This window comes from Sphingobacterium hungaricum (assembly GCF_015210005.1).
In the GTDB taxonomy this organism is placed as follows: Bacteria; Bacteroidota; Bacteroidia; order Sphingobacteriales; family Sphingobacteriaceae; genus Sphingobacterium; species Sphingobacterium hungaricum.
This window is the reverse complement of record NZ_MU158698.1, coordinates 698,942-724,658: the sequence shown is the minus strand read 5'-3', so window position 1 is coordinate 724,658 and position 25,717 is coordinate 698,942. Positions and strand designations below refer to the sequence as shown.

General features: G+C 36.7%; 25 protein-coding genes. 10 read left to right on the top strand and 15 right to left on the bottom strand.

Annotation, left to right across the window (positions count from 1 at the left end; translation table 11 throughout):
- The first annotated feature begins 1 nt into the window (after position 1).
- On the top strand, positions 2-964 hold the full coding sequence (gene hutG, locus C4F49_RS06355; RefSeq protein ID WP_196935038.1) for a formimidoylglutamase: 963 nt from the start codon (positions 2-4) through the stop codon (positions 962-964).
- 4 nt (positions 965-968) lie between these two features.
- On the opposite strand, the gene C4F49_RS06350 is transcribed toward hutG, so the two are convergent.
- Positions 969-1,766, bottom strand: coding sequence for a class I SAM-dependent methyltransferase (locus tag C4F49_RS06350; protein WP_196935037.1), 798 nt, complete (start codon positions 1,764-1,766; stop codon positions 969-971).
- A 54-nt stretch (positions 1,767-1,820) separates the two neighbouring features.
- Here C4F49_RS06350 and C4F49_RS06345 point away from each other — a divergent pair, with 54 nt between their 5' ends.
- Positions 1,821-2,693 carry a pirin family protein gene (locus C4F49_RS06345; RefSeq protein ID WP_196935036.1) on the top strand — a complete coding sequence of 291 codons (873 nt, stop codon included), beginning with the start codon at positions 1,821-1,823 and terminating at the stop codon, positions 2,691-2,693.
- A 253-nt stretch (positions 2,694-2,946) separates the two neighbouring features.
- Here C4F49_RS06345 and C4F49_RS06340 read toward each other — a convergent pair whose 3' ends face one another.
- The 8 genes from C4F49_RS06340 to C4F49_RS06305 all read right to left on the bottom strand — a co-directional run bounded on the left by C4F49_RS06340 (position 2,947) and on the right by C4F49_RS06305 (position 11,786).
- A complete protein-coding gene (locus C4F49_RS06340; RefSeq protein ID WP_196935035.1) occupies positions 2,947-3,402 on the bottom strand; it encodes a YciI family protein in 456 nt (151 codons plus the stop codon).
- Positions 3,402-4,226: a sulfurtransferase gene (locus C4F49_RS06335; protein WP_196935034.1), complete on the bottom strand. Its 825-nt coding sequence runs from the start codon at positions 4,224-4,226 to the stop codon at positions 3,402-3,404. The genes C4F49_RS06340 and C4F49_RS06335 overlap by 1 nt, the downstream gene beginning before the upstream one ends.
- A gap of 98 nt (positions 4,227-4,324) precedes the next feature.
- Entirely contained in the window at positions 4,325-6,259 is a 1,935-nt protein-coding gene (gene rpsA / locus C4F49_RS06330) for a 30S ribosomal protein S1 (protein ID WP_196935033.1), read from the bottom strand.
- A gap of 139 nt (positions 6,260-6,398) precedes the next feature.
- Positions 6,399-8,534 carry a hybrid sensor histidine kinase/response regulator gene (locus tag C4F49_RS06325; RefSeq protein ID WP_196935032.1) on the bottom strand — a complete coding sequence of 712 codons (2,136 nt, stop codon included), beginning with the start codon at positions 8,532-8,534 and terminating at the stop codon, positions 6,399-6,401.
- Between the two features lie 56 nt (positions 8,535-8,590).
- A complete protein-coding gene (locus C4F49_RS06320) occupies positions 8,591-9,556 on the bottom strand; it encodes a YihY/virulence factor BrkB family protein (protein WP_196935031.1) in 966 nt (321 codons plus the stop codon).
- A complete protein-coding gene (locus tag C4F49_RS06315; protein ID WP_196935030.1) occupies positions 9,556-9,963 on the bottom strand; it encodes an acyl-CoA thioesterase in 408 nt (135 codons plus the stop codon). The genes C4F49_RS06320 and C4F49_RS06315 overlap by 1 nt, the downstream gene beginning before the upstream one ends.
- A 9-nt stretch (positions 9,964-9,972) precedes the next feature.
- Positions 9,973-11,013 (bottom strand): endolytic transglycosylase MltG, encoded by a 1,041-nt coding sequence (gene mltG, locus C4F49_RS06310; protein ID WP_196935029.1) that lies wholly within the window; start codon positions 11,011-11,013, stop codon positions 9,973-9,975.
- Positions 11,014-11,030: 17 nt separating this feature from the next.
- Positions 11,031-11,786: a PASTA domain-containing protein gene (locus tag C4F49_RS06305; RefSeq protein WP_196935028.1), complete on the bottom strand. Its 756-nt coding sequence runs from the start codon at positions 11,784-11,786 to the stop codon at positions 11,031-11,033.
- Positions 11,787-11,937: 151 nt separating this feature from the next.
- Between C4F49_RS06305 and C4F49_RS06300 the strand changes: the two genes are divergently transcribed.
- From C4F49_RS06300 to C4F49_RS06290, 3 genes are all read left to right on the top strand, one after another.
- Positions 11,938-12,945, top strand: coding sequence for a D-alanine--D-alanine ligase family protein (locus C4F49_RS06300; RefSeq protein ID WP_196935027.1), 1,008 nt, complete (start codon positions 11,938-11,940; stop codon positions 12,943-12,945).
- Positions 12,946-13,114: 169 nt separating this feature from the next.
- Positions 13,115-13,978 (top strand): N-acetylglucosamine kinase, encoded by an 864-nt coding sequence (locus C4F49_RS06295; RefSeq protein ID WP_196935026.1) that lies wholly within the window; start codon positions 13,115-13,117, stop codon positions 13,976-13,978.
- A gap of 7 nt (positions 13,979-13,985) precedes the next feature.
- Positions 13,986-14,495: a glutathione peroxidase gene (locus tag C4F49_RS06290; RefSeq protein ID WP_196935025.1), complete on the top strand. Its 510-nt coding sequence runs from the start codon at positions 13,986-13,988 to the stop codon at positions 14,493-14,495.
- A gap of 123 nt (positions 14,496-14,618) precedes the next feature.
- Here C4F49_RS06290 and C4F49_RS06285 read toward each other — a convergent pair whose 3' ends face one another.
- Positions 14,619-15,197, bottom strand: a complete 579-nt coding sequence (locus C4F49_RS06285; RefSeq protein ID WP_196935024.1) for a thymidine kinase — start codon at positions 15,195-15,197, stop codon at positions 14,619-14,621.
- A gap of 215 nt (positions 15,198-15,412) precedes the next feature.
- Between C4F49_RS06285 and C4F49_RS06280 the strand changes: the two genes are divergently transcribed.
- A complete protein-coding gene (locus C4F49_RS06280) occupies positions 15,413-16,543 on the top strand; it encodes a hypothetical protein (protein WP_196935023.1) in 1,131 nt (376 codons plus the stop codon).
- A 48-nt stretch (positions 16,544-16,591) separates the two neighbouring features.
- On the opposite strand, the gene C4F49_RS06275 is transcribed toward C4F49_RS06280, so the two are convergent.
- Positions 16,592-17,098, bottom strand: a complete 507-nt coding sequence (locus C4F49_RS06275) for a hypothetical protein (RefSeq protein ID WP_196935022.1) — start codon at positions 17,096-17,098, stop codon at positions 16,592-16,594.
- Between the two features lie 121 nt (positions 17,099-17,219).
- On the opposite strand from C4F49_RS06275, the gene C4F49_RS06270 reads away from it, so the two are divergent.
- Positions 17,220-17,531 (top strand): YbaB/EbfC family nucleoid-associated protein, encoded by a 312-nt coding sequence (locus C4F49_RS06270; RefSeq protein ID WP_196935021.1) that lies wholly within the window; start codon positions 17,220-17,222, stop codon positions 17,529-17,531.
- A gap of 79 nt (positions 17,532-17,610) precedes the next feature.
- Here C4F49_RS06270 and C4F49_RS06265 read toward each other — a convergent pair whose 3' ends face one another.
- Complete coding sequence (locus C4F49_RS06265; protein WP_196935020.1) at positions 17,611-18,465, bottom strand: N-acetylglucosamine kinase; 855 nt, start codon at positions 18,463-18,465, stop codon at positions 17,611-17,613.
- A gap of 223 nt (positions 18,466-18,688) precedes the next feature.
- Positions 18,689-20,416 (bottom strand): MFS transporter, encoded by a 1,728-nt coding sequence (locus tag C4F49_RS06260; RefSeq protein ID WP_196935019.1) that lies wholly within the window; start codon positions 20,414-20,416, stop codon positions 18,689-18,691.
- 325 nt (positions 20,417-20,741) lie between these two features.
- Between C4F49_RS06260 and rho the strand changes: the two genes are divergently transcribed.
- Both rho and C4F49_RS06250 read left to right on the top strand, forming a co-directional pair.
- Positions 20,742-22,223 carry a transcription termination factor Rho gene (gene rho / locus C4F49_RS06255; protein WP_196935018.1) on the top strand — a complete coding sequence of 494 codons (1,482 nt, stop codon included), beginning with the start codon at positions 20,742-20,744 and terminating at the stop codon, positions 22,221-22,223.
- Between the two features lie 70 nt (positions 22,224-22,293).
- Positions 22,294-22,974, top strand: coding sequence for a CDP-alcohol phosphatidyltransferase family protein (locus tag C4F49_RS06250; protein ID WP_196935017.1), 681 nt, complete (start codon positions 22,294-22,296; stop codon positions 22,972-22,974).
- Here the strand turns inward: C4F49_RS06250 and C4F49_RS06245 are convergent.
- Both C4F49_RS06245 and folK read right to left on the bottom strand, forming a co-directional pair.
- A complete protein-coding gene (locus tag C4F49_RS06245; protein ID WP_196935016.1) occupies positions 22,943-23,323 on the bottom strand; it encodes an Hpt domain-containing protein in 381 nt (126 codons plus the stop codon). The two genes, C4F49_RS06250 and C4F49_RS06245, sit on opposite strands and share 32 nt — an antisense overlap.
- A complete protein-coding gene (gene folK, locus C4F49_RS06240; RefSeq protein WP_196935015.1) occupies positions 23,295-23,804 on the bottom strand; it encodes a 2-amino-4-hydroxy-6-hydroxymethyldihydropteridine diphosphokinase in 510 nt (169 codons plus the stop codon). Before folK ends, C4F49_RS06245 begins: the two co-directional genes overlap by 29 nt.
- Before the next feature lie 86 nt (positions 23,805-23,890).
- On the opposite strand from folK, the gene sppA reads away from it, so the two are divergent.
- Positions 23,891-25,657 (top strand): signal peptide peptidase SppA, encoded by a 1,767-nt coding sequence (gene sppA, locus C4F49_RS06235; RefSeq protein WP_196935014.1) that lies wholly within the window; start codon positions 23,891-23,893, stop codon positions 25,655-25,657.
- The last annotated feature ends 60 nt before the right edge of the window (positions 25,658-25,717 follow it).

Here is a 25,717-nt window from a genome sequence, read left to right as displayed (position 1 = left end):
GATGGAACATGTACATGAAATCTATTATGAAAAACCTTCCGTTAAAATCTGGAAGGGTCGAATAGATGGTGAAGGAGAAGATTTTTTGCGTTGGCATCAACAGATTGAATTGCTTGATTTAAGAGATTTCCCAGAGAAGCTGGATGATGCCTATGTTATTTTGGGATTCAAGTCAGACGAAGGCGTGCGCAGGAATTTAGGACGGCCGGGCGCTATTGAAGGCCCTGACGCGCTACGCGAAATCTTAGCCAATCTTCCTGTCCATCATACAAAGAAAATCGTTGACGCAGGAAATGTGGTCTGTCTGAATAAGAATCTTGAAGAGGCTCAGGAATATTTATCCATTGCGGTAGCGAAAATCAGAAGTGCCGGAGCTTTTCCGATTGTGATCGGTGGTGGACATGAAGTAACCTATGGCCATTACAAAGGCCTCAAAAGGTTGTCTGATAAGACTTTAGGAGTAATTAACTTCGATGCACATTTTGATTTACGAGCAACAGTGAATGATGCCGCAACATCTGGTACAGGATTTTATCAGATTGCAGCAGATGTAGGAAGGGCAGACTTTCATTATTTAGCCTTGGGCATTCAAGAGATTTCGAATACGAAAGCATTATTCAACCAAGCAAAAGCATTGGGCGTAGAGTACATCTTGCAATCCGATTTGACAAGCGAATACCTGCTATCAAACCAGATAAAACTTGAACATTTTTTGGAGAAAGTAGATGAAGTTTATTTAACAATCGATTTGGATGCTTTTGTGGCGGCTTTTGCCCCTGGCGTAAGTGCATTGGCATTTCAAGGCATTATTCCCGATTATGCATTTTATAAACTGTTAAAATTTATTTATGAGCATCCAAAATTGGTATCGATGGATATTGCTGAACTCAACCCTGGATATGATATCGATCACCGGACTGCGAAGTTAGCGGCAGATTTAATTTTTAAGAAGGTAAGTGGATAAGCAATTATTTGCTAGCTACAAGACTATATACCAATGGAACTTTATTTCCTAAATGTTTGATTCTGAATTTGCCGGGTTCGAATTCTTCTGTTTCCTGAAAGCAATTGTAAGGTGAATAATCAAGTTCTTGAAATTGGTCGATGGACAATCCAGCATTAATCAACGCACTAAACACTTCTGAAAGCGGATGATTCCAAGAAACAGACTTGTTCACCAAAGGAGCGTCTCTATCGGTGTATGTTCCTTCCGTTGTTTCCACAATCGCTTCAGTATTGAAATACGAATATTCTACGATGGAAAATTTATAGTCAAACATCCAAACAACCGGATGGAATTCAGCGAAGATAAATTTTCCGCCAGGTTTTAGCAAAGTAGAAATTACATTCGCCCACTTATCAAGGTCCGGCAACCATCCAATTGTGCCGTAACTGCTGAATACAATATCGAATTTTTCAGAAACATGGTTTGGCGTATCATAGACATCACAACGAATGAATTCCGCCGACAAACCCAACTGTTGGTTGATGCCTTGCGCTGTCGCAATGGCTTTATCCGATAGGTCAATTCCTGTTACCTGAGCACCCATTCTCGCTAGCGAAATGGAATCTTGACCAAAGTGGCATTGCAGGTGGAGGATTTTTTTATCTTTGACATCTCCCAAGAGCTTTAGTTCAATATCCTTTAACGTGGTTTCACCCGCCATGAATTTTTCTTGTCCATAAAATTCAGATGCTAGATGAGTGTCGACAACATTATTCCACGATTTTCGGTTAATGTCTAAGTAGTTGTCCGAAGAATTCATTATATTAGATTATTAAGATTATCGTCTAAAGATAATAAACAAATTTATATACGTATGTCAAACATAGATTTTATTCACGAAGAGAAAGCTGCAGATATTGGGAATTTTCTTGTCGGCCGTTTATTGCCATTCCGTCAGAAACGCTCCATCGGTCCATTTGTTTTTATTGACCACATGGGTCCTGCGCATTTGAAAGAATACGAAAACTTGGACGTCGGCCCGCATCCGCATATTGGATTATCGACATTGACATACTTATTCGAAGGCGCGATTATGCATCGTGATAGCATTGGAAATGCTATTGAAATACAGCCTGGAGCAGTGAACTGGATGACGGCGGGGGAAGGTGTCGTGCATTCAGAGCGCACGCCGGAATACTTGCGCGTACAAGATAAATATCTGCACGGTTTGCAGATTTGGGTGGCTTTGCCGAAGGACAAAGAGCATATTGAACCAAATTTTTCACATGTAGAAGCTGAGCAGTTGCCGACTTGGGTGGAAGATGGCGTGCAATACAAACTGATTGCTGGAGAAGCTTTGGGAAGGAAATCAGGTGTTCCTGTTTACAGTAAATTGTATATGATTGAAATCAAAAATCTTGAAGCCAAGCGGATTGATTTTAAAGAGCAATTGTACGGTGAAAGCGGTTTGTATATTTTGGAAGGGGGAGTGCGTAAGGACGAACATGTGTATGGGCCAAAGCAGATTTTGATTACAAAGGATGCTCATTTATGTTCGTTTGATTTAGAAGCCAATTCGACAATCTATATTTTTGGAGGGGAACCTTTCCCTGAAGAACGGTTTATCTATTGGAATTTTGTGTCGTCAGAAAAATCGGTGATTGAGAAGGCGAAAGAAGATTGGAAAGCGCAGCGATTTCCAAAAATTGATGGTGAAGAAGGTTTTGTTCCTTTGCCTGGAACTTAGTCTTGTTAGCTCTTAATTTGGTTTCTTGGTAATTTTCTATAAGTCTAATTGTTATGGTTATTATTTTTGATAAAAATAATTTGAAATATGCTTCTGAAATTCTGTTAGTCAAATTGAAAATTACTTCTCAAAAGAAAGGCAATTTATCAAAACATTTTGGCATGCTGAAAAGAAATCTGGATGGATTAAGTTATCAAATGAAGGTTAGAGAAAATGAAAGTTAATCATTGGTTAATAATGATTTACATATAATCTAAAAGCTATATTTATTCACTTTCTCAGAATTTTCCAAATACGTAGGCAAAGCAGAAGACCCATACCAAGGCGTTATTTCAGCTTCTAGTAATCCAGCTTTAATAGCAGGGTCTGATTGAAGAAGTACTTCGGCTTCTTCAATTGTTTTGACATTTAGAATAAAAATACCTCGATAATTCCGTTCATTTTTTCCAAAAGGGCCAGCAACAATCAGTTTACCATCATCAGCCAGTTTCTGGATATTTTCCATATGGCCTTTGAAAAGATTGCTGACTTCCTCTTTATTCTCAATTATAGTTTTCCCAGTTTTTAAAAGCACAAACGTGTAGTACTTCATTCCATAGTCATCCGAACCTAAAGAATCAGCCAAAGCAGAATCGTATTTTGGATTCAATTCTTGGCAGAATGCTTTATTGCTGAATAGGAGCAAAGCTAAAAGTAGGTATGTTTTCATTATTTTTCTATTGGTAAGTTCAATTCTTCTTTACCCCATTCTGACCAAGAGCCATCGTATATTTTGAGATTTTGATTGCCCGTTAAATAGGATGCAAAAGCAATAATAGAAGCCGATATTCCCGATCCGCAAGTAAAGATTTGTTGATTTGATAGAGGGCTTATAATTTCATTAAGCTCTGCTAATGACTTGTATTTGTCTTTGTCGAGCACTAAATCGAACGGTAAGTTTTTCGAATTCGGAATATGCCCAGAGCGCAGACCCTTGCGTGGCTCTGGCGCTAAGCCAAAAAAACGTTTGTCGCTACGGGCATCGATAACATCGACCTTTTCGTTTTGATAATTTTCTAAGATATAATTTATATCTGCATACAGAGATTGATCGAAAAGCGCTTCGAAATTTCCTTTGTGGCCCGGAATTTTGTATTCTCTAAAGACCTCATTTCCTCCATCTTCCCAAGCGATAATTCCACCGTTCAATACATACACCTGCTGATGTCCCATCACCTTAAACATCCACCACGCCCGCGGACTTGAATAGATACCCCAGCGGTCGTAGACAACGATGATGCTGTCCGAATCGATACCCAACTTCTGCGCATGATGGGTAAATGTTTCTGGATTGACTAAAGTATGTGGCAATGGGTTGTCGTGGTCTGAGAAATCTTTTTCAATATCGAAGAAGATAGAATTCGGTATTAATTTGACTTCCTTATCATCTAAAGATTCATTGACTTTGTCAATCGAACAATCCAATAAAACCAGCTTTGGATTATTGAACTGTGCTTTTAATTCATCAACCGTAATTAGTGCAGATTTAAACATTTGATCTTAATTAGTTAGGTAAATGTAAAGAGAAATTGTGCAATAAAAAACCCCTCGCTGATCAGCGAGGGGTTAAAATTTATGCGTAAAACCTAAACTTATTTAGATTTATTTTCGTCGCCTTCCATTTGTTGTTTCAATTGTGCAAGAACGTCTAAATCACCTAAAGTAGATTTTTCAACGTTATCTTTTACTTTCTTCACAGCATTGTTAGCTACTTTTGCTTCTTTTTTACGAGCGTTGAATTCTTCAACACGAGCTTCAGCTTTTTGGTCTTCCCAGATACGAGAGTGAGAAATTACCAAACGTTTGTTCTCTTTGTTGAACTCAATGATTTTGAATTCATTAACTTCGTCAACTTTCAATGAAGTACCATCTTCTTTTACAGAATGTTTTGATGGACAGAATCCTTCTACACCATATTGTAAAGCAACGATATCTCCTTTGTCACCAACTTTTAAAACAGTTCCTTCGTGGATTGAATCAATTGTGAAAATTGTTTCGAAAGTATCCCAAGGGTTCTCTTCTAATTGTTTGTGTCCTAAAGAAAGTTTTCTGTTATCTTCATCTAGTTCTAAAACAACAACATCTAATGTTTCACCAACTTTAGTGAATTCATTTGGATGGTTGATTTTTTTCGACCAAGAAAGATCAGAAATGTGGATTAATCCGTCGATACCATCTTCTAATTCTACGAACACACCGAAGTTAGTCATGTTTTTAACTACTGCAGTTTGTTTAGAACCGATTGGGTAACGCTCAGTGATGTTTTTCCATGGATCAGGAGTCAATTGTTTGATACCTAAGCTCATTTTGCGATCATCACGGTCAAGAGTCAATACTTCTGCTTCGATTTCGTCGCTAACTTTTAAGAACTCTTGAGGAGAACGTAAGTTTTGAGACCAAGACATTTCAGAAACGTGGATCAATCCTTCTACTCCTGGGATGATTTCTAAGAAAGCACCATAATCAGCAACAGTAACGATTTTACCTTTTACTTTAGATCCAACAGCTAATTCTTTATCCAAAGATTCCCAAGGATGCTCAGAAAGTTGTTTTAATCCTAAAGCGATACGTTTTTTCTCATCATCAAAATCAAGAACAACCACGTTGATTGTTTGATCCAATGCCAAAACTTCTTTTGGATGCTCGATACGACCCCAAGAAATATCAGTAATGTGCAATAAACCATCAACACCACCTAAATCGATGAACACACCGAAATCTGTAATGTTTTTAACAGTTCCTTCTAATACTTGACCTTTTTCTAATTTCGCAACGATTTCAGATTTTTGGTTTTCTAAATCGTCCTCGATCAATACTTTGTGAGATACAACAACGTTTTTGAATTCGTGGTTGATTTTAACAACTTTGAATTCCATTGTTTTACCAACGTAAACATCATAATCACGAATCGGCTTGATGTCGATTTGAGATCCCGGTAAGAAAGCTTCTACACCTTTGATGTCAACGATTAAACCACCTTTAGTACGTGATTTAACGAAACCGTCAATGATTGCATCATTTTCCAATGCATCATTAATTGCTTCCCAAGATTTTTGTGTTTTAGCACGTTTGCGTGATAATACCAATTGACCATTTGCATCCTCTTGAGATTCAACAAATACGTCTACCGTATCACCCACTTTTAAGTCAGGTAAGTCACGGAATTCAGATAATGCTACAAGACCGTCTGATTTAAATCCAACGTTCAAAACTACATCTTTGTTATTGATGGAAACTACAGAACCCTCAATAATTTCACCTTGGTTGATTTGGTTGAACGTACCTGCGTACTGATCTTCCATTTTCGTACGCTCAGCTGCGCTGTAGCTTCCGAAAGCTTTTTCATCAAGATCCCAATCGAAGTCACCTTCTGGTGTGCTCCAAGTGTTTGATTTGATTTCGTCGATTAATTTCGAATCTGCCTCAGATTCAATCTTTTCAGTGTCCTTCACTACTTTAGTGTCGGCACCTTGTAGCTCTGCATTTTTTGCCGCTAACTCTTTTTCTGCTTCTTGTTTTTTTGCCATTAATTAATTTATCTCCTTTTCCCCACGTCGTAGGGACTGCAAAAATACGAAAAACTTTTATTAACAAGTATTTAAGTGAAAAAAAATAATTTTTATTTCCCTGACTGGAAATGTCTTACTGAGATTCTGTGGAATAATCTCAATTTTCGTTCTTTCTAAGCGTGTAATCGATAACGTCGATAAGTTTTTTCTCGTTGAACGGTTTGATCAAGATTCCATCGAATTTTAAATTATGTAACTTTTGTAACTCGAGTATCTGCTCATTATCAGAAGATGTAGCGATTACTTTAATGTGATCAAAGGCGCTGTTCTTTCTGATTTCCACCAATAATTCATCTCCGGTCATGATGGGCATGTTGATGTCTGTAATGACGATGTCGATTGGGAATTCATTAATAATGTTTAATGCTTGCAAGCCATGAGATGCTGAAATAACATTTGGACTCTCTTCAAAAAACTGCTTCATATAAAGCAGATTTAGCGCATTGTCATCGACAATCAACCATTTTAGTGTTTTTGGAAATTCATTGATTGATTTTATAGTAGAAGGTTGTATTGAAGAATGCTTGTTCTTAGGGATTGGTATTTCGACGCGAAAGGTAGTTCCTTTATTTCTTTTGCTGACGAAAGATATTTTTCCGTCCAAGCTCAATATCATTTTACGTGTGATAAATAAACCCAAACCTATTCCGCCTTCAATCTTCATCGATTTATTAACCGTATAATATTTCCTGAAAATATTATCTTGTAAAGCATCCGAAATACCGATTCCTTCATCCTGTACTTCGATGATTAAATTGTTTTGTGCATCAAGCAAAATGGTAGTCAGCACAGTTCCCTTATCAGAATATTTTATGGCGTTCGAAATTAGATTCGTCAGTATCTGACGGATTTTAAAATCATCAGAATAGATGACCTCATCATTTTGACTTATTTTTATATATTCAAGATGGATATTTTTCTGTTTAGCTTGATTTGAATGAGCATCCATAATCTCCTCCATCATATCGTTGATATTAAAATTATGGAAGCTAGGAATCGTGGTTTGGTCTAACTTGCTCAAGTTCAAGATATCGTTGATTGTTTTTGAGGTATTATTGATATTCGAATACACGGACTCCAAAAGATTTAAATCTTTGCTGTCGTATACATCATTTTTTTTGCGGAGCAAATCAATAATGCCGATTAGGGAATTAATAGGTGTCCTGATTTCATGAGTGATTTCAGCTAAAATATCCGTCTTTTCAGTAGCTAATTTTGAAGCATACATTTTTTCTTCAATCAGCTTGCGCTCGTAATACGTTGTGTAGAATTGATAATATACAATGATGCAAATCATGGAAAACATAAAGAACAAGCAAGAGATAATCTGCCATTTGAATACGTTGGATTTTTCAAGCAATGTCTGAACCTCATTTAATGTCGTTTCATTTTTGGCAGCTAGCTTCAGGTCATGAATGTTGCGAATGATTCCATTGATTTCGTACAATAGCTTAAAATTATTCCCTAAAAGCTTTCGTTCTTTCAACCGTAAATCTTCAAACGAAATTTGTAACTCTTTTAGCCTTTTGTTGGCCAGAGAGTTCGCTGCATTCATATCAGATTCATAACTCTTTAAAATCAGTTCTCTATCCAATATCGTTTTCTCCGTTTCATTGAATTTTATCGTGTCTTTTTGTCTGCCAAATAAGCGCTTTAGAAATGGTTTCTTCTCAATCACGACATAGTTTTGACTGCTTTTGATTTCCGACCCGGAGGATGAGGTTTTTAGGTCTAGCTTATTTCGCAATTGTTTCGTAGAGATTTCAGTAGGAAAATCTTTTAAATTTATGGAGCTGTCGAGGATGGTACTGACTTTGAGGCGGAGAATGAGAAACTCTTCGCTTAACCTCTTTCTTTTTTCGATACTGCTGATGAAATCAAATCCAGTAAGAACATCCGTTTCGTATTGATTGATTAATGAATCGACGGTGCTATTTAAATCCTTCAATTTCTTCTCATATAAATCGTAATTATGAGGGTCAAAATCGATGGTGAATAAGCGAAAATAATTTTCAGCCTCGTTGTATTTGGATAAAATATTGGAGAAATCTAAATTGTCATCGTTTATTGATTCATAGATATTTTGAATGCGGGCCTGAATGTTTTTGTACTGTCTAAAGGAGGAGATAAAAACGATGACAAAGATGATGAAGAACAAAATAGTGACAAACAACAGCAGATTTCTGATGTCATTATTCTTTTTGTTTTTCTGAATTAGTTCGTCCTCAAGCATGGTTTTAAGTTAATTTCTCTTCCGGTTAGCAGAGTTGCAGAAACTAGAGGCGTAAGTTAATTGTTTTTAAACGAATTGTAGATTTTTGGCTTCACAATTTTTATAGATTGTTTCGATAGGGCAATGCTTGCATTCAATTCAAACCCAATTAATAGAATTAGAGAATTCAGATACATCCAAATCATGATGACGATTAACGTTCCAATAGAACCGTACAACTTATTATAAGCTCCAAAATTATTGATGTAGTAGGCAAAACCTGAAAAGGTAAGAACCGCTAAAAACGTGGCTAAGGTGGCACCTGGAGAAAAGAATTTCCATTGTTTGTTAGAACTTGGTCCAAACTTGTACAATATGCTAACCGTAAAAAAATATACACCAAAAAGGACGACCCAACGAGCGACCATGATTAAAAATGTCCAAAACCACGAGATATCGTAAGAAATATGATTCTTCAAGTAATTGATAGCAAAATTAGTGACGGCATATAAGGCGATTCCGATTGTTAACGCAATAATAATGGCAAAAGAAAGACCCAATGCAGTGAGACGCTTCTGCCCCCAAGAGCGGTTTTCTTTAGAAAGAGAAGCTTTGTTGAAAGACAGCATCAACGTAATCATTCCGTTGGTTGCGAAGAATGTACACAAAATAAAACCTGCAGATAGCAAACCACTATTTTGGCGTTTAACAATGTCTTCCAACGTTGTTTGCAGAATTTCGTAAGCGTTGTGAGGGATTGCAACTTGAAGCAAATCCATCAATTGTTCCTGGAAATTATTTACTGGAATGTAAGGAATCAGCGTGAAAAGAAAAATAATTCCCGGGAATATAGCCAGCATAAAATTGTAGGCTAGGGAAGAGGCTTTATTCAAAATGGATTCACGAGCGATTTCTTGAAAGAAGAATACAGAAACCGTATACAAAGGCAAAGAACCAAAGCCAGGCAAAACTGCGCTTTTCGTCCATTCCACAAAACGGTCGTAGATGTTTATCTTCAATAAATAGTTGTGAATTTTATTCATTATTTAAAAAATGCATCCATCTTTTCCTGAAAAATAGCAGGCGCCTTGCAAGGTCTGTTTCTCTGAATGTCGACAAAAACCAATTCCGTAAACCCGCTGTTCAATAGTTTTTCTTCTTGATTATAAATTTCGTAATCAAACTGAATACGCACATTCGGCCTTTCTTTGATGCTCGTTTTTATCGTAATCACATCATCATATTTTGCGGGATGGAAATATTTGATTTGCAGGTTCGTCACTGGGAGCATCACGCCCATGTCTTCAAGCTCTTTGTAAGAAATGCCCGTGCTTCGCAACATCTCCGTCCGTGCTACTTCATAAAAAGCAGCATAATTCCCATAATACACATAACCCATTTTGTCAGTTTCCGCATAACGTATACGAATCTGATTTTCAAATACAAACATGCCCGTTTTTTATTTCATTATATTTCTATCGGTCAATGCTTTTTGAAATTTTCGAGCATTTACCTGATGTTCTGCTACATTGGTTGCGAAAGCATGATAGCCTGAGAAATCATCTTTTGCACACATATAAATATAATTATGGTGCTGATAATTCAAAACTGCATCAATTGCAGCGATGCTCGGCATCATGATTGGTCCCGGAGGAAGTCCTTTGTACCGATACGTGTTGTAAGGATTGTCAATGGTTAAATGACGGTTCAAAACTCTTCTGATTTCAAAATCATTGTTTGCAAAAATGACAGTTGGGTCTGCTTGCAATAGCATTCCTTTTCGCAACCTGTTGATATAGAGTCCCGCAATTGCAGGCATTTCGTCGACATGCAAAGCCTCGCCCTTGACAATCGAAGCCAAGATGCTCACCTGCTGAGTCGTCATATCTAATGCTTTTGCTTTTTCTGTGCGTTCTGCATTCCAAAATTTAGTGTACTCATCATGGAAGCGCGCCATCATCTTATCTGGAGAAGTGTTCCAGTAAATTTCGTAAGTGTTTGGGATAAACATCGAAAAGAAATTATCTTTCGTAAATCCATATTGCTTCGCAATTTCTTCGCTATTGAGGATTGCGCTAAATGCCGTAGAATCTGCTTCAAAATTTTTGCCCAATAATCCGGCAAAAGATTCTTTCAATCGGATATTTTCAAACCTAAATTTGACTGCCTCTTGATAGCCACCTCTTAAATTTCCGATTAATCGCCTGTTATTCATTCCCGGAGTCAATTTGTAACGGCCTGGTTTGATGTCCTTATAGTCCATTGCTTTCGCTGCGTAATCAAACAAATTCGGATGTTTCACAATGTCCAAGCTTTTGATTTTTGCAAAGACTTGTTCGTAAGAATCTCCGCTATTGATGTACAAATATTCTTCTTTATCGGTTACGCTTGCGCCCATAAATGTCTGGTACGCTTTCCAGCCTATAAAAAGTCCTACGACAAAAATGACAATCAAGGATATTTTAAGCCATTTTGGGAATTTTGATTTCTTCTCTTCCATTCGAAAATCTTTCTCTATTAGTTTGATAAAGTGACGTCAATTAAAGAACCTATACTTATTAGCGCAGATGATGTATCTGGTGTTTGAGTGATGATTTTCGCGCTCAGCGAATCTAAAATCGTCCCGGAGTAGCTCACTTTTCCAATATTTAAACCAACACCTGTCAACGCGAATTTAGCTTCAGATAAGGTAAATCCAATTAATAATGGAACTTCCACCTCATTACTTCCTCGTCCATTTCCTAAAACCAAATCAATTCGTGAACCTTTAGAAATCATTCGTCCGGCTTCAACACTTTGGCCTCCGAATTTCGCATCTAAAACCACATCACGTGCGATATCAGCTATGTAAATGGTATCACCCAATTTCAGTGAGTGGTTTTTGATGATTGCAGAAGCTTCAATCAATGTCTTGTCGACGATATCCGGAAATGCAATTTCAGGAGCAATCTGAGTGATGATGGTCAGGTAAACTGTACGACCGCCTTTTACATGCGATTTTTCTTCAGGGTCTTGTTCGATGACCAAGCCAGGTTTCGCATCCAGTTGATAGATTGAATCAACCTCATAATTTAATCCTGCTTTATCTAGGATTTTGATGGCTTCAGATATATGCAAACCTTTCAGCACCGGAACTTCCTGCGCATCTCCGTGTTTAGTATACATTCTTAATCCAAAATAAACGAAAAGAAAAAGCACCACAATAAATATTAAGGCGATGATTAAGTTCTTTCGGAAAGTATCTGTCTTTAGATAAAGAAATAGTTTCGACATTTAATTAATGTTAATTTTTAAAAATTTATATTTGTAAAGCAATTATAAAGCCATCAAGAGAATAAATCATCCAGAATTTGAAAGGAAAATACAATAATAAATTCGTTTTTCCAGCCTTCTCAATTTATATTTGCTTCACCATTTAGCATTTATGACAACAAAAATAGCATTAATTACCGGAGGTTATACAGGGGAAGCTGAAGTTTCTTTTAAAAGCTCAGATTTTGTATATTCTCAATTGGACAAGAATAAATATGATGTTTATCTTATTACAATTACAAAAGAAAATTGGTACCATGTAACTGATGCAGGAATCAAGATTCCTGTTCGAAAAGACGATTTTACGCTAGAAATCGATGGTCATATCATCAAATTTGATTTGGCATTTATACTGATTCATGGTTCGCCGGGAGAAGATGGCCGTTTGCAAGGATATTTTGATATGATTGATTTGCCTTACACGACTTGTAACGCGCTAACTTCTGCGCTGACGATGAATAAAGGATATACGAAAGCACTTTTGCAAGACATTTCTTCTTTACATCATTCCAATTCAGTGATGCTTCGCGAATTTGATAGAGAAAATGCAAAACAGGTTGTTGAACAAAAACTGAAATTGCCCTATTTTGTTAAGCCTAACGCAGGAGGAAGCAGTATCGGAATGACGAAAGTAAAAGAGGCGTCCGAATTGCAAGATGCGCTGGATAAAGCTTACGATGCTGAAAATACAGGAAAGCAAGTATTGGTCGAAGAATTTATAGTAGGACGCGAGTTTTCTCAAGGAATTTTTAGAAATAGCGCTGGCGAACTGATTGTCTTGCCCGCGACCGAAGTCAAAACAACGCGCGAGTTTTTTGATTTTGAAGCTAAATATATTCCGGGATTGACCGAAGAAATTACGCCAGCAGATTTAACTGACGAGCAAAAAGAACGCAGTGTACGAGTTTTGAAAGAAATTTATCTTCGCTTGGATTGCAAAGGGATGGTTCGTGTCGATTACTTTTTGGAATCTGAAACAGGAAATATGTATTTTATCGAGATAAATACAGTTCCTGGACAAACGGCGCAAAGTTTTATTCCTCAGCAGGTTCGTGCCTATGGCATGACAGAGACGGGATTTTACGGTGAATTAATAGAAGCTAGTTTGCGGTTCAAGTAATAAACGAAAACGAATTTAAGTTCTTGAGCTGAATTTTTTTGAGAATTCATCCGTTTTTAAGATTGTATAAGACGTTCGTTTTTCGTATCTTGAATGAGAATTACCTAATCAAAGAACAATCAAGGAATGCATGTCCATTCATTGGTTTGTTGTAATAAAAATAAATAGTATGATTTTAGTTGCTGACAGTGGGTCTTCTAGTTGCGACTGGATGTTAAATGTTCCAGATAGCAAACCAATAGCTTTTAGAACGAAAGGATTAAATCCATTTTTCGTTAATGAAAAGGAGATTGAAAGAGTGATGAAAGAGGTTCCTGAAATTATTCCTTACATTCCAGAAATTCACGAACTCTATTTTTTTGGAGCCGGATGCACAACGCCCGATAGACGCGAAATTGTTTCAAACGCACTTTCAGGGATTTTTCCGGATGCGTTTATTTCGGTCGAAAGCGATTTGCTGGGTTCTGCCTATGCGACTTGCGGTTCGAAAAAGGGATTTGTGTCCAATTTGGGTACAGGTTCTGATATCAGCTTTTTTGATGGGAGCAATCTTAAGCCTAGCCTGCATGGCAATGGCTATGTTCTGGGAGACGAGGGTTCTGGTACTTGGTTTGGCAAATTGATTATTACTTCATTCCTTTATGGGAATATGCCGAAAGATTTAGCTAAGAAATTTGACGAGGAATATCGGTTGACGAAGGATATTGTGATTAAAAATGTCTATCAGCGCGACCGCCCAAATGCTTATTTGGCTTCTTTCGCAACATTTATGGCTGATAATATGTTACATCCTTATATCGATAACATGCTTCGTGACGGTTTTGGCGAGTTTGTTCGTACCAATGTGATGACATATCCGAATTATTGGGAATATGAATGTAATTTTGTTGGACGGATTGCCTATCATTTTGATTTACATCTACGCGACGTTTGCGAATTGCACGGCATCAAAGTAGGGAAGATTTTAAAATCACCGATAGAAAATCTGTTTGATTACATCATTAAAAGAGAACAGTCAGTTTTATCAAATTAAATAATTTATGTTCATATACACACTTATGATTTTGTCTACATTGTTTACACAAAATCCATCGATTTACGATTACAGTTTTACCAGTATAGATGGTCAGGAAGTAAATTTTTCTGATTTCAAAGGCAAAACGATTTTAATCGTCAACACAGCTTCAAAATGTGGCTTTACAAAACAATACAAAGATTTGCAGGCACTGCATGAGCAGAATGAAGATTTAGTTATTATCGGGTTTCCGGCAAATAATTTTGGTTCGCAAGAGCCTGGAGCAAACGAAGAAATTCAAGAATTCTGCGAAAAGAATTATGGCGTAACTTTTCTTTTAGCTGAAAAAGTAGATGTTAAAGGAAAAGAAATTTCCCCAATCTTCGATTATTTGACTAAAGCAGAAAATCCCGATTTCACTGGAGATATCAAATGGAACTTTGAGAAGTTTTTAATCAACAAAGAGGGTAAATTAGTTCATCGCTACCGTTCAGCCGTAAATCCTTTGGATAAATCGATTGTCGATAACATTTAATTTAGAACAAAGAGTTAAGCATAAGGAGAAAGGATAAATTCTTTGCTCTTTTTTTGTTGTTTATTTTGATTGGGAAAAATGGAAGAATTTTAATAGGGTCCATCCCTTTGTTCTTTATTCCTTCTACGCAATTTTGTAGTAGCAAGAACGGCATCTCGGTTCGTAGCTATCTTTCTCACCGATTAGGACACGATTTTTATTTTCTACAATTCGATACGAAAAATTTGCGGGAGAGCCACATTGCACGCAGACCGCATGGACTTTAGTTACATGCTCCGCAATGGCCATCAAAGCTGGGATAGGACCGAATGGTTTTGCTTCATAGTCCATGTCCAAACCGGCAACAATCACCCGTACACCTTTATTGGCTAGATGGACGCAGACATTTGGCAAATCATCATCAAAAAATTGCGCTTCATCAATCCCGACCACTTTGGTTTCAGAGCCTAACAATAAAATAGCTGACGAATGAGCGACAGATGTAGACGCGATGGAATTCAAATCATGTGAGACAACTTCTGCTTCCGCATAGCGAATGTCGACTTCTGGCTTGAATATTTCGGTTGGCAATTTGGCAAACTGAGCACGCTTCAGCCTTCTGATTAATTCTTCGGTTTTTCCCGAAAACATCGAACCACAGATGACTTCAATACTGCCTGTATGAAATCTATTTTGGGCAAAATTATGTTCGGAAAATAACATGTAAGTGATGAATTTAAAATCAAAAAAACAAATCCTAAACAATAATTTAAATTATTTGTTGGAGGATTAGACACGCTAATATCGAAATTATATCTTATTTTTGAACTAGTGATGCATACATAATTTATTAATTCTTTCGTTATCAATGAAATTATTTATGGTAACGAAAATTACATTCAAAACTGAACATAAACTCATTTAGGTTAAATCATATAATGACAAAATCAAATCAAGATATTCTAAGTAAAATCGGCGAACTGTTAGTTGAAATAAATGAAAACTATCAAGCTTTAATTGACCATTCTTCTGAAAGACTGTCCGAAAATTTATTCATACTTCAGGCGCAGAGCAAATACTTGACCGCCAAGCTGGAACTTTTCGAAAAATTGAATGCTCAACAAACTGCTTCATCGTCCGTTTCGAATGACACAGTTTTTACGCCTGCTTCGCAAATCGAAGAAAAACATCAAGATGAACAGGAGACCGAAGAAGAAATTACGGAGATTTCTTTCAAAAAATCTGTATATTCTTCGGATAAAAAGGAATCTGAAGTTGAGGAAGAAAAACCAGAAGTAGAGAATAGCGAAGAAGTCGAGGAGCAGGTTTTGGAAGAAATTGAAGAAAGTCCAGTTGACACTTCGGACGAAGAAGAATTTGAGACTGAAGAGGAAATCGAAGCCGAAGTAGCCGAAGAAGAGGAAGAAATAGCTGAAAGTGAAGAAGAAGATTTAGAAACAGAATCGCAAGCAGAGCCAGAACCAGAGGAAGTAGAAGAAGAACCTGTAGCAAAAGCTGTAGAAACTCCTGCTCAACCTTCCTCATCTGTACAGAATCAACCTGTTTCGGAAGAGAAACCTCAATCCGCACCAGCAAATTCAGGGACTTTTGTAGAAAGTCGTCCTTCACAAGAAATTCCATCTTATTCGGAGCCAGTCGTTAAAGAGGTGATTATTGAGCAAAAGGAAATCGTTGTGGAAGCCGTTCAGCCTCCTGTCGAACCGGCAAAGCCGTCTCGTCCGTTGACTTTGAATGAATTGATACAGCAACAGAAACAAGCTGGGGTGACCAATACGCAGAAATTTGCAACCTCATCCTCTACGAGCTCAGAGAAAGTTACTGACTTGAAATCAGCAATCAGCTTAAATGATAAGCTGTTGTTTATAAAAGATTTATTTAATGGATATAGCTTAGCGTATAGCGAAGCGATAGAATTGTTGAACCGTTTTGATAACTTTAGCGAGGCGGATGCTTTTCTACAGACGAATTATGCCATGAAGAATGGCTGGTCACAGAAATCACAAACTGTAGAGAAATTATATATTGTATTGCGCAAGCGATTCTTATAATCGAAGAAATCTTTAAACTAAAAGAGAGATGCACCATGCATCTCTCTTTTAGTTTAAATCAAACTGAACCCAATCGTTACCATTTTTTCCAAAAATGAAATATTTGGGTTGGATAATTTCAGCTAATATTTCGACGATATCGAGGATGTTGTCCTGACTTTCATTTTCGAAAGAAACGGAATGAGCGATATACAGCTGATTGTTTTTTATTGCGTCCGATTCGGAAAAGGGATAATTTAAAATCGTTTCTGGAAGTTTGCCATATAAAGAAGGGTCATCCAGATGGACAATTACAATAGACGGGTTTTCCGCAATGGAATCAACAGGCTGGCCTCCGCATAATGAAATGCAATCCTCAACGACCGATGATATTTTCGAATCAAAATCCATCGACTGATTTAAAATCAAGACCGAAGGTTTTGCTTCTCCTATAATGAATTTTAATTTGTGATTAATTATCGTGATTTCTTCCTCTATCGATTCCTTCAGTTCTACATTTTCTATTTTATCAATAAATGCCGTCAGCGAAGTTAAGCGTGTTAAGTTATCTGCCATTTCTGTTTTTTACAAGTTGCAAAGGTAAGCAAATTTATGCTAGCGGATTTTTATTGTAACGCTTGTTTTGCGGTAAGTCGCAGTTTTTTGTAAATTGCCTATTGAATTTAAATTTTAGACTATGTTTGATAAATTAATAGCTGCACAGCAGAAAGCCCAAGAAATAAAAACCAGGTTAGATAGCATCACCGTCACAGGAGAAGCGGAAGGTGGAAAAATAAGAGTAACAGCTTCAGCGAATAAAGAAATAAAGTCAATTCACATCGCTGATGAATTAGTTTCGCTCGAGAATAAAGAAGAGCTGGAAGAATTATTATTGGTTGCTTTAAATAAAGCAATTGCACAAGCGGAGAACATTAGCCAAAGCGAAATGCAGGCAGCGACTCAGAATATGTTTGGGGATTTAGGTAATTTATTCGGGAACAATCAATAACAGCTATTTCTGTAAATAAATAAATAAAAAGGGGCAATTTTTAGAAAAACTGCCCCTTTTTATGTCTATAAAAATTCGATTAGTTCGATTTTCTATTGATGTGAAATTGAACTAAATCATCAATAGGAGAACGTAAAATTTTACCTACACTCATACCGTATTGTCTTGCTTTGTCTTCCAAAACATTTCTGAAATTGTAACCTACAGAACCGATACAGTTGAATGAATATTCTTGATAGTTAGGGTATTTGCTTACTAAGTTTGCGAAGAATGCTTCGAACGAATCATCAACAATTTGACGTGTGTACTCGATGTTTACGTTGTTATCATAAACGAATTTGCTGAAACTTGCACAGAATCTATTTGCCAATGGTTTTGTGTACACATGATCCATGATTTCATCAGGAGTCAATTTATACGTGTCAAAAAACACTTTAGCCACATCCTTTGGCATCAAACCACGAATGAAATCCGTTAATAATTTTTTACCAATGTAACTTCCGCTACCTTCATCACCTAAAATATAAGCTGCAGAATCAATGTTGTATGTGATTTTCTCTCCATCATAGATACAAGTATTTGTTCCCGTACCTAAAATTGCAGCAAAACCTGATTCTTTACCTAATAAAGCTCTTGCAGCAGCTAATAAATCATGACCAACTTCGACTTTTGATTTTGGGAAAACAACTTCGATGGCTTTTTTCACAATTTCCGCTTTCTCTTCGTTGTGAACACCCGCACCATAATAATTTACTTCTGTTACTTTTTCGAAAGGAACATCATTTGGCAATCCTTTTTTCAATGAGGATACGATGTAATCACTATCTACAAAATATGGATTATAGCCTTCTGTATTGAAGTAAATTTTTTTATTTGAATCATCTAACAAGCACCAATTTGTCTTCGTAGAACCTCCGTCTGCAATTATTATCATTTTAGAGTGATTTATTTAGTTTTATTTATAAATTGTCGTTTAGTAATTTTCGAAAATACATGTTTAAAACTAGATTTAATAATTTTTTGTTTTTTTATTTTAACTAAAAATTTATTCTATTAAATCAAGATAACTAAAAAAGCCTTTTAAATCGTGTTTAAAAGGCTTTTTGTTTAAAATTAATAGTACGTTATCTTAGTGTAAAAAGTACAATTAGTAGCTACTAATGTGCACCTTCTGCTTCAACATCATCTATATTAATCCCCTGTTTTTTCAAGAAACCTTGGACTAAAATAGCAAATAAAATAATATAAGCGAAACCGATTACAGGAATAATGTATGAATTGTGGATTCCGATAATATCTGCTAATTTCCCTTGAATTGGAGGGATAATACCACCACCTAAAATCATCATTACTAAAAATGCAGAACCTTGCGCGGTGTATTTTCCTAAACCAACAATTGCTAAACTAAATACAGATGACCACATGATTGAACAAGCTAAACCACCACATAAAAATGCATAAATCGCAACTGTTCCTGAAGTTAATAATCCGACAACCATTGCCAAAAGACCAAAAGTTCCGAAAATTACTAGCGTTCTTACTGGCTTATCCTTGCTAAAGAAAAATGCTGCAATCTGAATCAATACACAGATTACAAAGTAATACAACACTTCCATATTGAATCCAGCTAAACTATTCACACCGATAATTACTGAAAAAGCAACTAAAGGCACAATGATTAACATAACTTGTCTAGTTGATTTTGCTAAATTAAAAGCACTGATGGCACCAGCCCAACGACCAATCATCATTCCACCCCAGTACATCGATACATAAGGCGTGATTTGTGAAGATTGTAAACTTCCGAATTCTTCCAAAGTTAATAATTCACCTAAATTACTTCCAATCGCAACTTCGATTCCTACGTAGATAAATAAGCCTAACATTCCCAGAACCAATTGAGGATATTTCATCGCTCCCCAACCTTCGGAATTCTTTTTAGCTTTTGTATAAGCAAATACCAAACTTACAACAACGGCTAACAACGCACCCAATAACCAAAACATGCGCTTTAATTCTAAAGGATGAGTTAAATCCTCGATTTGAGTAGACAGAGCACTAATGGTACCACTGTCAGTTGATGTGCTCAATTGAGTTTTCAAGGCTTCAATCTCCAGCGCAGCGTCGCTTTTGTAACTTAAAAATACAGGGATAAAAGCTAAGAATAACAATACAGTCATGATAACTAATGTCGTTCTTGCTTTGTTTGCAGGCTCCATGGTATCCAATGAATGGCCGGCAGGCACTTTCTTAGAGAAGTAGAATAAAGCTGCTGCTAATAAAAACAATAACCCAACTACCACATAAAGAATAACAACTTTGTCTAGTGGAAGATTAGCAATTTCTGCATCTGAAATCGTTTCGAACGTTCCGAAAAGGGCAAATCCAATAATTAATGGGCCAATTGTTGTTCCAAACGAATTGACAGCACCACCCAAATTAACACGGGAGGCTCCTGTTTTTTGGTCTCCTAACAAAACCGCGAATGGATTCGCAGCTGTCTGTTGCAATGAAAAACCTAAAGCAACAATAAATAAACCAACCAACATACCAGCATATACGTTTACTTCAACGGCAATAATCATTGCACCAGCACCTAAAGCCGAGAAAAGCAATCCGTAAACAATACTTTTTTTGTAACCCCATTTTCCAACTAAATCTTTTCCAGAAACTGTACTTGTGATGAATAGGACTAAGGCACCTATATAATAGGCAGAATAAAATGCAAAATCTATTAATTGAGATTGAAATTGGTCTAAGTTAAAATAGTTTTTACAAAAAGGAATGAAAACACTGTTTCCTGCAGCGATAAAACCCCAGAAGAAAAATACCACAATTAGGGTATAGAGAGCGGGGTAATTGGTGCTTGTTTGATTATCTTTCATATATTTATTAAGAATTTAGTCGATAAACTTACAAATAATATTATTTTTATTGTTAATTTTTATCAAAGTTTTGGCGTTGCTAAAACATTTTACCAATTATAGCGTTAAAAATAAGTGTACAGCATACTAAAAATATTTTTAATTTTTTTTTGAAATTACATAGTTTATGTTTTTCTTTGTGACAAATCTCAATTTATTCTCTTTTCAAGATGTTTAATTGTACTTCTAGTATGTGGCACTTGAAATTTATGCTTAATGAGTGATAGTATAAAGTGACTAGAGAATAAATTTCAAATATTAAAATCCTATATCTTATATAAATTAAATGGATATTACCGAATTAAATACAAAGCTCGTGTCCGAATTGCGCGAGATAGCAAAAGTATTGGGGATTCCTGATGCTGAAAAATTAAGAAAGCAAGAACTTATTGACCAAATCGGGATTGTCGCTTCCGAAGCTTCGAAAGAAGAAGAGGAAGAAGACCATGCTGCAGGCGGAGAACGCACGCGCAAAAGGGTTAGAACGGTAAAAACCGAGCCTGTATCCGTAGTAAGCAGAGAAAGACATCACGAAGATGAGCCTGTGCATGCTGAACGCATAAAACCAGAATTTAGAGCTGAAGAGCCTTCAAGAACTCCAGTTGCTGAAGCGCCTGTTAAACCTGCAAAATCAGAAAGCAGCTCAACAGACTTCGATAATGTGATTGTAAATGAAGGAGTTTTAGAAATCATGCCTGATGGCTATGGTTTCTTGCGGTCTTCAGACTACAACTATTTAACTTCCCCAGACGATATCTACGTATCTCAGTCTCAAATTAAATTATTTGGTCTTAAAACAGGAGACAACGTAAGAGGAAGCATCCGCCCTCCAAAAGAAGGCGAAAAATATTTCCCATTAGTTCGCGTTGAAGCGATTAATGGACAAAACCCTGCTCAAGTTCGTGACCGTGTTCCTTTTGATTACTTAACGCCACTTTTTCCAGATGAGAAATTAAATTTGGATTTAGGAGCTGGTAATTATTCTACACGTATTATGGACTTGTTTACGCCAATTGGTAAAGGTCAACGTGGTTTAATCGTTGCTCAACCGAAAACGGGTAAAACAAATTTATTAAAAGAAGTTGCGAATGCAATTGCAAAGAACCATCCTGAAGTATACTTGATTATCTTATTAATCGATGAGCGTCCGGAAGAGGTTACGGATATGGCAAGAAGCGTACGTGCAGAGGTTGTTTCATCTACTTTTGATGAGCCTGCTGACCGTCATGTTAAAATTGCAAACATCGTTTTGGAAAAAGCAAAACGTATGGTGGAATGTGGACATGATGTAGTTATTTTATTGGACTCCATCACTCGTTTAGCGCGTGCATACAATACGGTAGCGCCAGCTTCTGGTAAAATTTTATCAGGTGGTGTGGATGCTAATGCATTGCACAAACCAAAACGTTTCTTTGGTGCGGCGCGTAACATTGAAAATGGTGGGTCATTGACGATTCTAGCGACAGCGTTAACTGAAACAGGTTCTAAAATGGACGAAGTTATCTTTGAAGAATTCAAAGGAACAGGTAACATGGAGCTTCAATTAGACCGTAAATTGTCTAACAAACGCATCTTCCCTGCAATTGATTTAACGGCTTCAAGCACACGTCGTGATGACTTATTAGCTGACCGCGATACATTGCAACGTCTTTGGGTGTTAAGAAACCACCTTGCCGATATGAATTCTACAGAAGCTATGGAATTCTTGTTAGGACAAATGCGTGGAACTAAATCCAACGAAGAATTTTTAATCAGCATGAATAGTTAATATTCTTAACAAAAAATATAAGCCATCTTGAATAAGTAATTTTCAAGATGGCTTTTTTAATTACTAAGAAATGAAAAAGCATATTCCAAATACCATTACTTGTTTAAATCTATTCAGTGGATGCATTGGTGTCTTGATGGTTTTGGCTGGCGATTATTGGGTAGCTTTTTATTGTGTCTTAGCATCTGGAATTTTTGATTTTTTCGACGGAATGGTCGCAAGAGCTTTGCATGTAAAGTCGGATATTGGAAAAGAGCTGGATTCTTTAGCTGACGTAATCAGTTTTGGTTTCTTGCCAGGGGCTGTGATGTTTATGTTGTTGAAAGATGCTACTTCCCATGCTTATTTACCTTACTTGGGTTTTATCATCACGGTATTTTCAGCATTGCGATTAGCAAAATTCAACATCGACGACAGACAAACGAGTGATTTTATCGGCGTTAATACGCCAATGAATACATTTTTTATTATTTCTCTTCCATTTTTGGTTTCATCGTACCCAACGGTATTAACAAATCAATATGTTTTGCTGGCGATTGTGGGAATATCAAGTGCTTTATTGGTTTCAGAAATCAAATTATTTAGCATGAAGTTGTCGTCCTTGTCTTGGGCGGAAAATAAGTTCAAATATTTGTTCCTGATTTTTAGCGTCCTGTTTTTGGTTTCTCTGAAATTCTTAGCATTCCCGATTATTCTGGTTAGCTATATTCTGTTTTCATTTATTCATTTTCGTCAAGCAAACCCAAGCTAATTCCATCATAGTAGGATTTTAGTTCCTGCAGGAAAATCTGAAAGAATGATTCTGTTTTCGTGAAGTAATGCAGAATAATTTCCATGTCTTCCTTATTCTTTCCATAGTCCTCTAATTCTTGAAATTTTTTCCTTAAATCACTAGCGCCAACATATTCCATGGTAGGTTTGATGTGATGAGCCTTATTGGCTATTTCAGTGTGGTCAGAATTGGCGACCGCAATTTTTAATGCTTCAAAATCCAAAGGTGTCTGTGTCAGATACAAAGAAATAAATTGCCTAATCATGTCACGATTATTCATCATGTTCGCCTGAATAACATCAGGATTGAGAATTGTGTAATTTTTCATTTCTGTGGATTTTTACTTCTAATGTATCGTTGCTAGCTTGCAATAACTGTTCGTTTGTGACTTTAAATACAGGGTGCAAAAACTTTGCCTCAATTTCTATTAATGGTATCAATGCGAAATTTCTTTCTTGTATATAAGGATGGGGAATTTTGAGCTGTTCAGTAGAAATAACCTGTTCGCCTATATATAAAATGTCGATATCGATAATTCTGGCTCCCCATTTTTCTTTCCGTTCCCGGCCAAGCTTTAATTCTATCTCCTGAGTTTTCGCTAAAATATCGGCCGCGTTATCATTCGATTCTACAACTAAAACCTGATTTAAAAATACGGGCTGGTCGCTGACTCCCCAAGCCTCGGTTTCATAAATCGAGGATTTATCGACCAAATTTCCAAAGCTTGTTTTTATTTCTTCTTCGGCCAAAGCCAATTGTTTTTCTGGATTATTGAGATTTGAGCCGATGAGAAGGTATATTTTTTCCATTTCATGTTAAAGATAACACTTAATGATATTTAATTTATATAATTCGAAATTAACCTTTATTTTAGGGCACAAGAAAATTAAACGAAATGAAGTCTTTTTTCAAATACGTATTAGCAACGATAACCGGTATTGTCATATCTACTTTTATTCTGCTTGCTATTTTTGTAGGAATAATAACCTCCATGGTCAGTAGCGTAGGTTCTTCTAAAGAAGTTGTCGTTGCCAAAAATTCGGTGCTTTATTTATCCCTCAACTTTCCAATTACAGATAGAACGGAACCCAATCCGTTTGGTGACCTTTCGATTCCTGGGTATGGAAATGTAAAATCTTTAGGGCTGAATGATATTGTGGGCCGCATTCGCGGAGCGAAGGAGGATAGCAACATTAAAGGAATTTATCTTAATCCTACTACGATACAAACTGGTTTTTCTTCGCTTCAGGCAATTCGTGATGCTTTGCTGGATTTTAAAAGTTCAGGTAAGTTTATTTACGCCTACAGCGATGTCTATTCTCAAAAGGCTTATTATTTAGCGTCTGTAGCTGATAAAATTTATGTCAATCCTCAGGGAAGCCTGGATTTTCGCGGACTGGCGAGTTCGGTCATGTTTATGAAAGATGCGTTGGATAAGATTGGGGTAGAGATGCAAGTCATCAAAGTCGGGACTTACAAAAGTGCAGTTGAGCCGTTTTTGATGAACCAAATGAGCGATGCAAATCGTTTGCAGGTGAATTCGTATTTGAATAGCATTTATTCTCAGTTTTTAACGGATATTTCTGACAACAGAAATATTGCGGTCGACTCCTTAAAAAGCATTGCTAATAATTACCTGATTCGCAATGCAGATGATGCCTTAACGTACAAATTTGTTGACGGTGTCAAATATAAAGATGAGTTGTTGGCTGAATTTCGTGAGAAGTTAGGGATTGATGCGAAAAAAGATATTCCTACCGTTTCTATTCTGGATTATACGCCTACAGAGAATGTATCGTCATCTTCAGAACGCATTGCTGTTCTGTATGCTTACGGCAGCATCGTTGATGGCGAAGGTGTTGTAGGTGAGATTGGCGGTGATAAATTTTCTAGAGAATTAAGGAAATTGCGCTTGGACGACCGCGTAAAAGCTGTTGTTCTTAGGGTAAATTCTGGTGGAGGTTCTGGTTTGGCATCGGAGATTATTTGGAGAGAAGTTTCTTTGTTGAAAGCAGTGAAACCAGTCATTGTCTCTATGGGAGATTACGCGGCTTCAGGTGGCTATTACATTGCCGCTGCGGCAGATTCAATATTTGCTGACGAAACAACACTTACCGGATCGATCGGCGTTTTCGGAGTAATTCCAAATCTTCAAGGATTGTTAAATAATAAATTGGGATTAAATTTTGATGTTGTGAAAACGGGCAAATTTGCTGATGTTGGCGCAGATCCGGATAAACCATTATCGGCAGAAGAAAAAGCAATCTATCAGATTGAAGTGAATCGCTTTTATGATTTATTTATGAAACGTGTTGCTGATGGACGAAAAATTAGCATTGCTCAGGTGGATAGTATCGGACAAGGACGGGTGTGGACAGGGCAGCAAGCGCTAGGTTTGGGTTTAGTTGACAAAATTGGCGGAATTGACCAAGCCATTGCGGCAGCAGCCAAAAAAGCGAACTTGGATTCGTACAAGATTTCAAATTATCCTTCTGTTGATGATACATTTAGTTCCATTTTGAGCACTTCTAAAGAAAAAATTAAACTATGGTTCATCGAAGATGAGGTTGGAGAATACCATAAGTATCTGAAGTCGTACAAAGATATTTTGAATCAAACCGGAATTCAAGCGAAAATCCCTTACACTGTAGAAATTTATTAATATAAGAATTGCTTGGATTTTGCTTTAATAATTCAAGCAATTTTTTATCTTTAGGCCTTT

Coding starts and splice junctions, on each gene's coding strand:
- hutG (WP_196935038.1), top strand. CDS start 2: ATGGAACATGTACATGAAATCTATTATGAAAAACCTTCCGTTAAAATC.
- C4F49_RS06350 (WP_196935037.1), bottom strand. CDS start 1,766: ATGAATTCTTCGGACAACTACTTAGACATTAACCGAAAATCGTGGAAT.
- C4F49_RS06345 (WP_196935036.1), top strand. CDS start 1,821: ATGTCAAACATAGATTTTATTCACGAAGAGAAAGCTGCAGATATTGGG.
- C4F49_RS06340 (WP_196935035.1), bottom strand. CDS start 3,402: ATGAAAACATACCTACTTTTAGCTTTGCTCCTATTCAGCAATAAAGCA.
- C4F49_RS06335 (WP_196935034.1), bottom strand. CDS start 4,226: ATGTTTAAATCTGCACTAATTACGGTTGATGAATTAAAAGCACAGTTC.
- rpsA (WP_196935033.1), bottom strand. CDS start 6,259: ATGGCAAAAAAACAAGAAGCAGAAAAAGAGTTAGCGGCAAAAAATGCA.
- C4F49_RS06325 (WP_196935032.1), bottom strand. CDS start 8,534: ATGCTTGAGGACGAACTAATTCAGAAAAACAAAAAGAATAATGACATC.
- C4F49_RS06320 (WP_196935031.1), bottom strand. CDS start 9,556: ATGAATAAAATTCACAACTATTTATTGAAGATAAACATCTACGACCGT.
- C4F49_RS06315 (WP_196935030.1), bottom strand. CDS start 9,963: ATGTTTGTATTTGAAAATCAGATTCGTATACGTTATGCGGAAACTGAC.
- mltG (WP_196935029.1), bottom strand. CDS start 11,013: ATGGAAGAGAAGAAATCAAAATTCCCAAAATGGCTTAAAATATCCTTG.
- C4F49_RS06305 (WP_196935028.1), bottom strand. CDS start 11,786: ATGTCGAAACTATTTCTTTATCTAAAGACAGATACTTTCCGAAAGAAC.
- C4F49_RS06300 (WP_196935027.1), top strand. CDS start 11,938: ATGACAACAAAAATAGCATTAATTACCGGAGGTTATACAGGGGAAGCT.
- C4F49_RS06295 (WP_196935026.1), top strand. CDS start 13,115: ATGATTTTAGTTGCTGACAGTGGGTCTTCTAGTTGCGACTGGATGTTA.
- C4F49_RS06290 (WP_196935025.1), top strand. CDS start 13,986: ATGTTCATATACACACTTATGATTTTGTCTACATTGTTTACACAAAAT.
- C4F49_RS06285 (WP_196935024.1), bottom strand. CDS start 15,197: ATGTTATTTTCCGAACATAATTTTGCCCAAAATAGATTTCATACAGGC.
- C4F49_RS06280 (WP_196935023.1), top strand. CDS start 15,413: ATGACAAAATCAAATCAAGATATTCTAAGTAAAATCGGCGAACTGTTA.
- C4F49_RS06275 (WP_196935022.1), bottom strand. CDS start 17,098: ATGGCAGATAACTTAACACGCTTAACTTCGCTGACGGCATTTATTGAT.
- C4F49_RS06270 (WP_196935021.1), top strand. CDS start 17,220: ATGTTTGATAAATTAATAGCTGCACAGCAGAAAGCCCAAGAAATAAAA.
- C4F49_RS06265 (WP_196935020.1), bottom strand. CDS start 18,465: ATGATAATAATTGCAGACGGAGGTTCTACGAAGACAAATTGGTGCTTG.
- C4F49_RS06260 (WP_196935019.1), bottom strand. CDS start 20,416: ATGAAAGATAATCAAACAAGCACCAATTACCCCGCTCTCTATACCCTA.
- rho (WP_196935018.1), top strand. CDS start 20,742: ATGGATATTACCGAATTAAATACAAAGCTCGTGTCCGAATTGCGCGAG.
- C4F49_RS06250 (WP_196935017.1), top strand. CDS start 22,294: ATGAAAAAGCATATTCCAAATACCATTACTTGTTTAAATCTATTCAGT.
- C4F49_RS06245 (WP_196935016.1), bottom strand. CDS start 23,323: ATGAAAAATTACACAATTCTCAATCCTGATGTTATTCAGGCGAACATG.
- folK (WP_196935015.1), bottom strand. CDS start 23,804: ATGGAAAAAATATACCTTCTCATCGGCTCAAATCTCAATAATCCAGAA.
- sppA (WP_196935014.1), top strand. CDS start 23,891: ATGAAGTCTTTTTTCAAATACGTATTAGCAACGATAACCGGTATTGTC.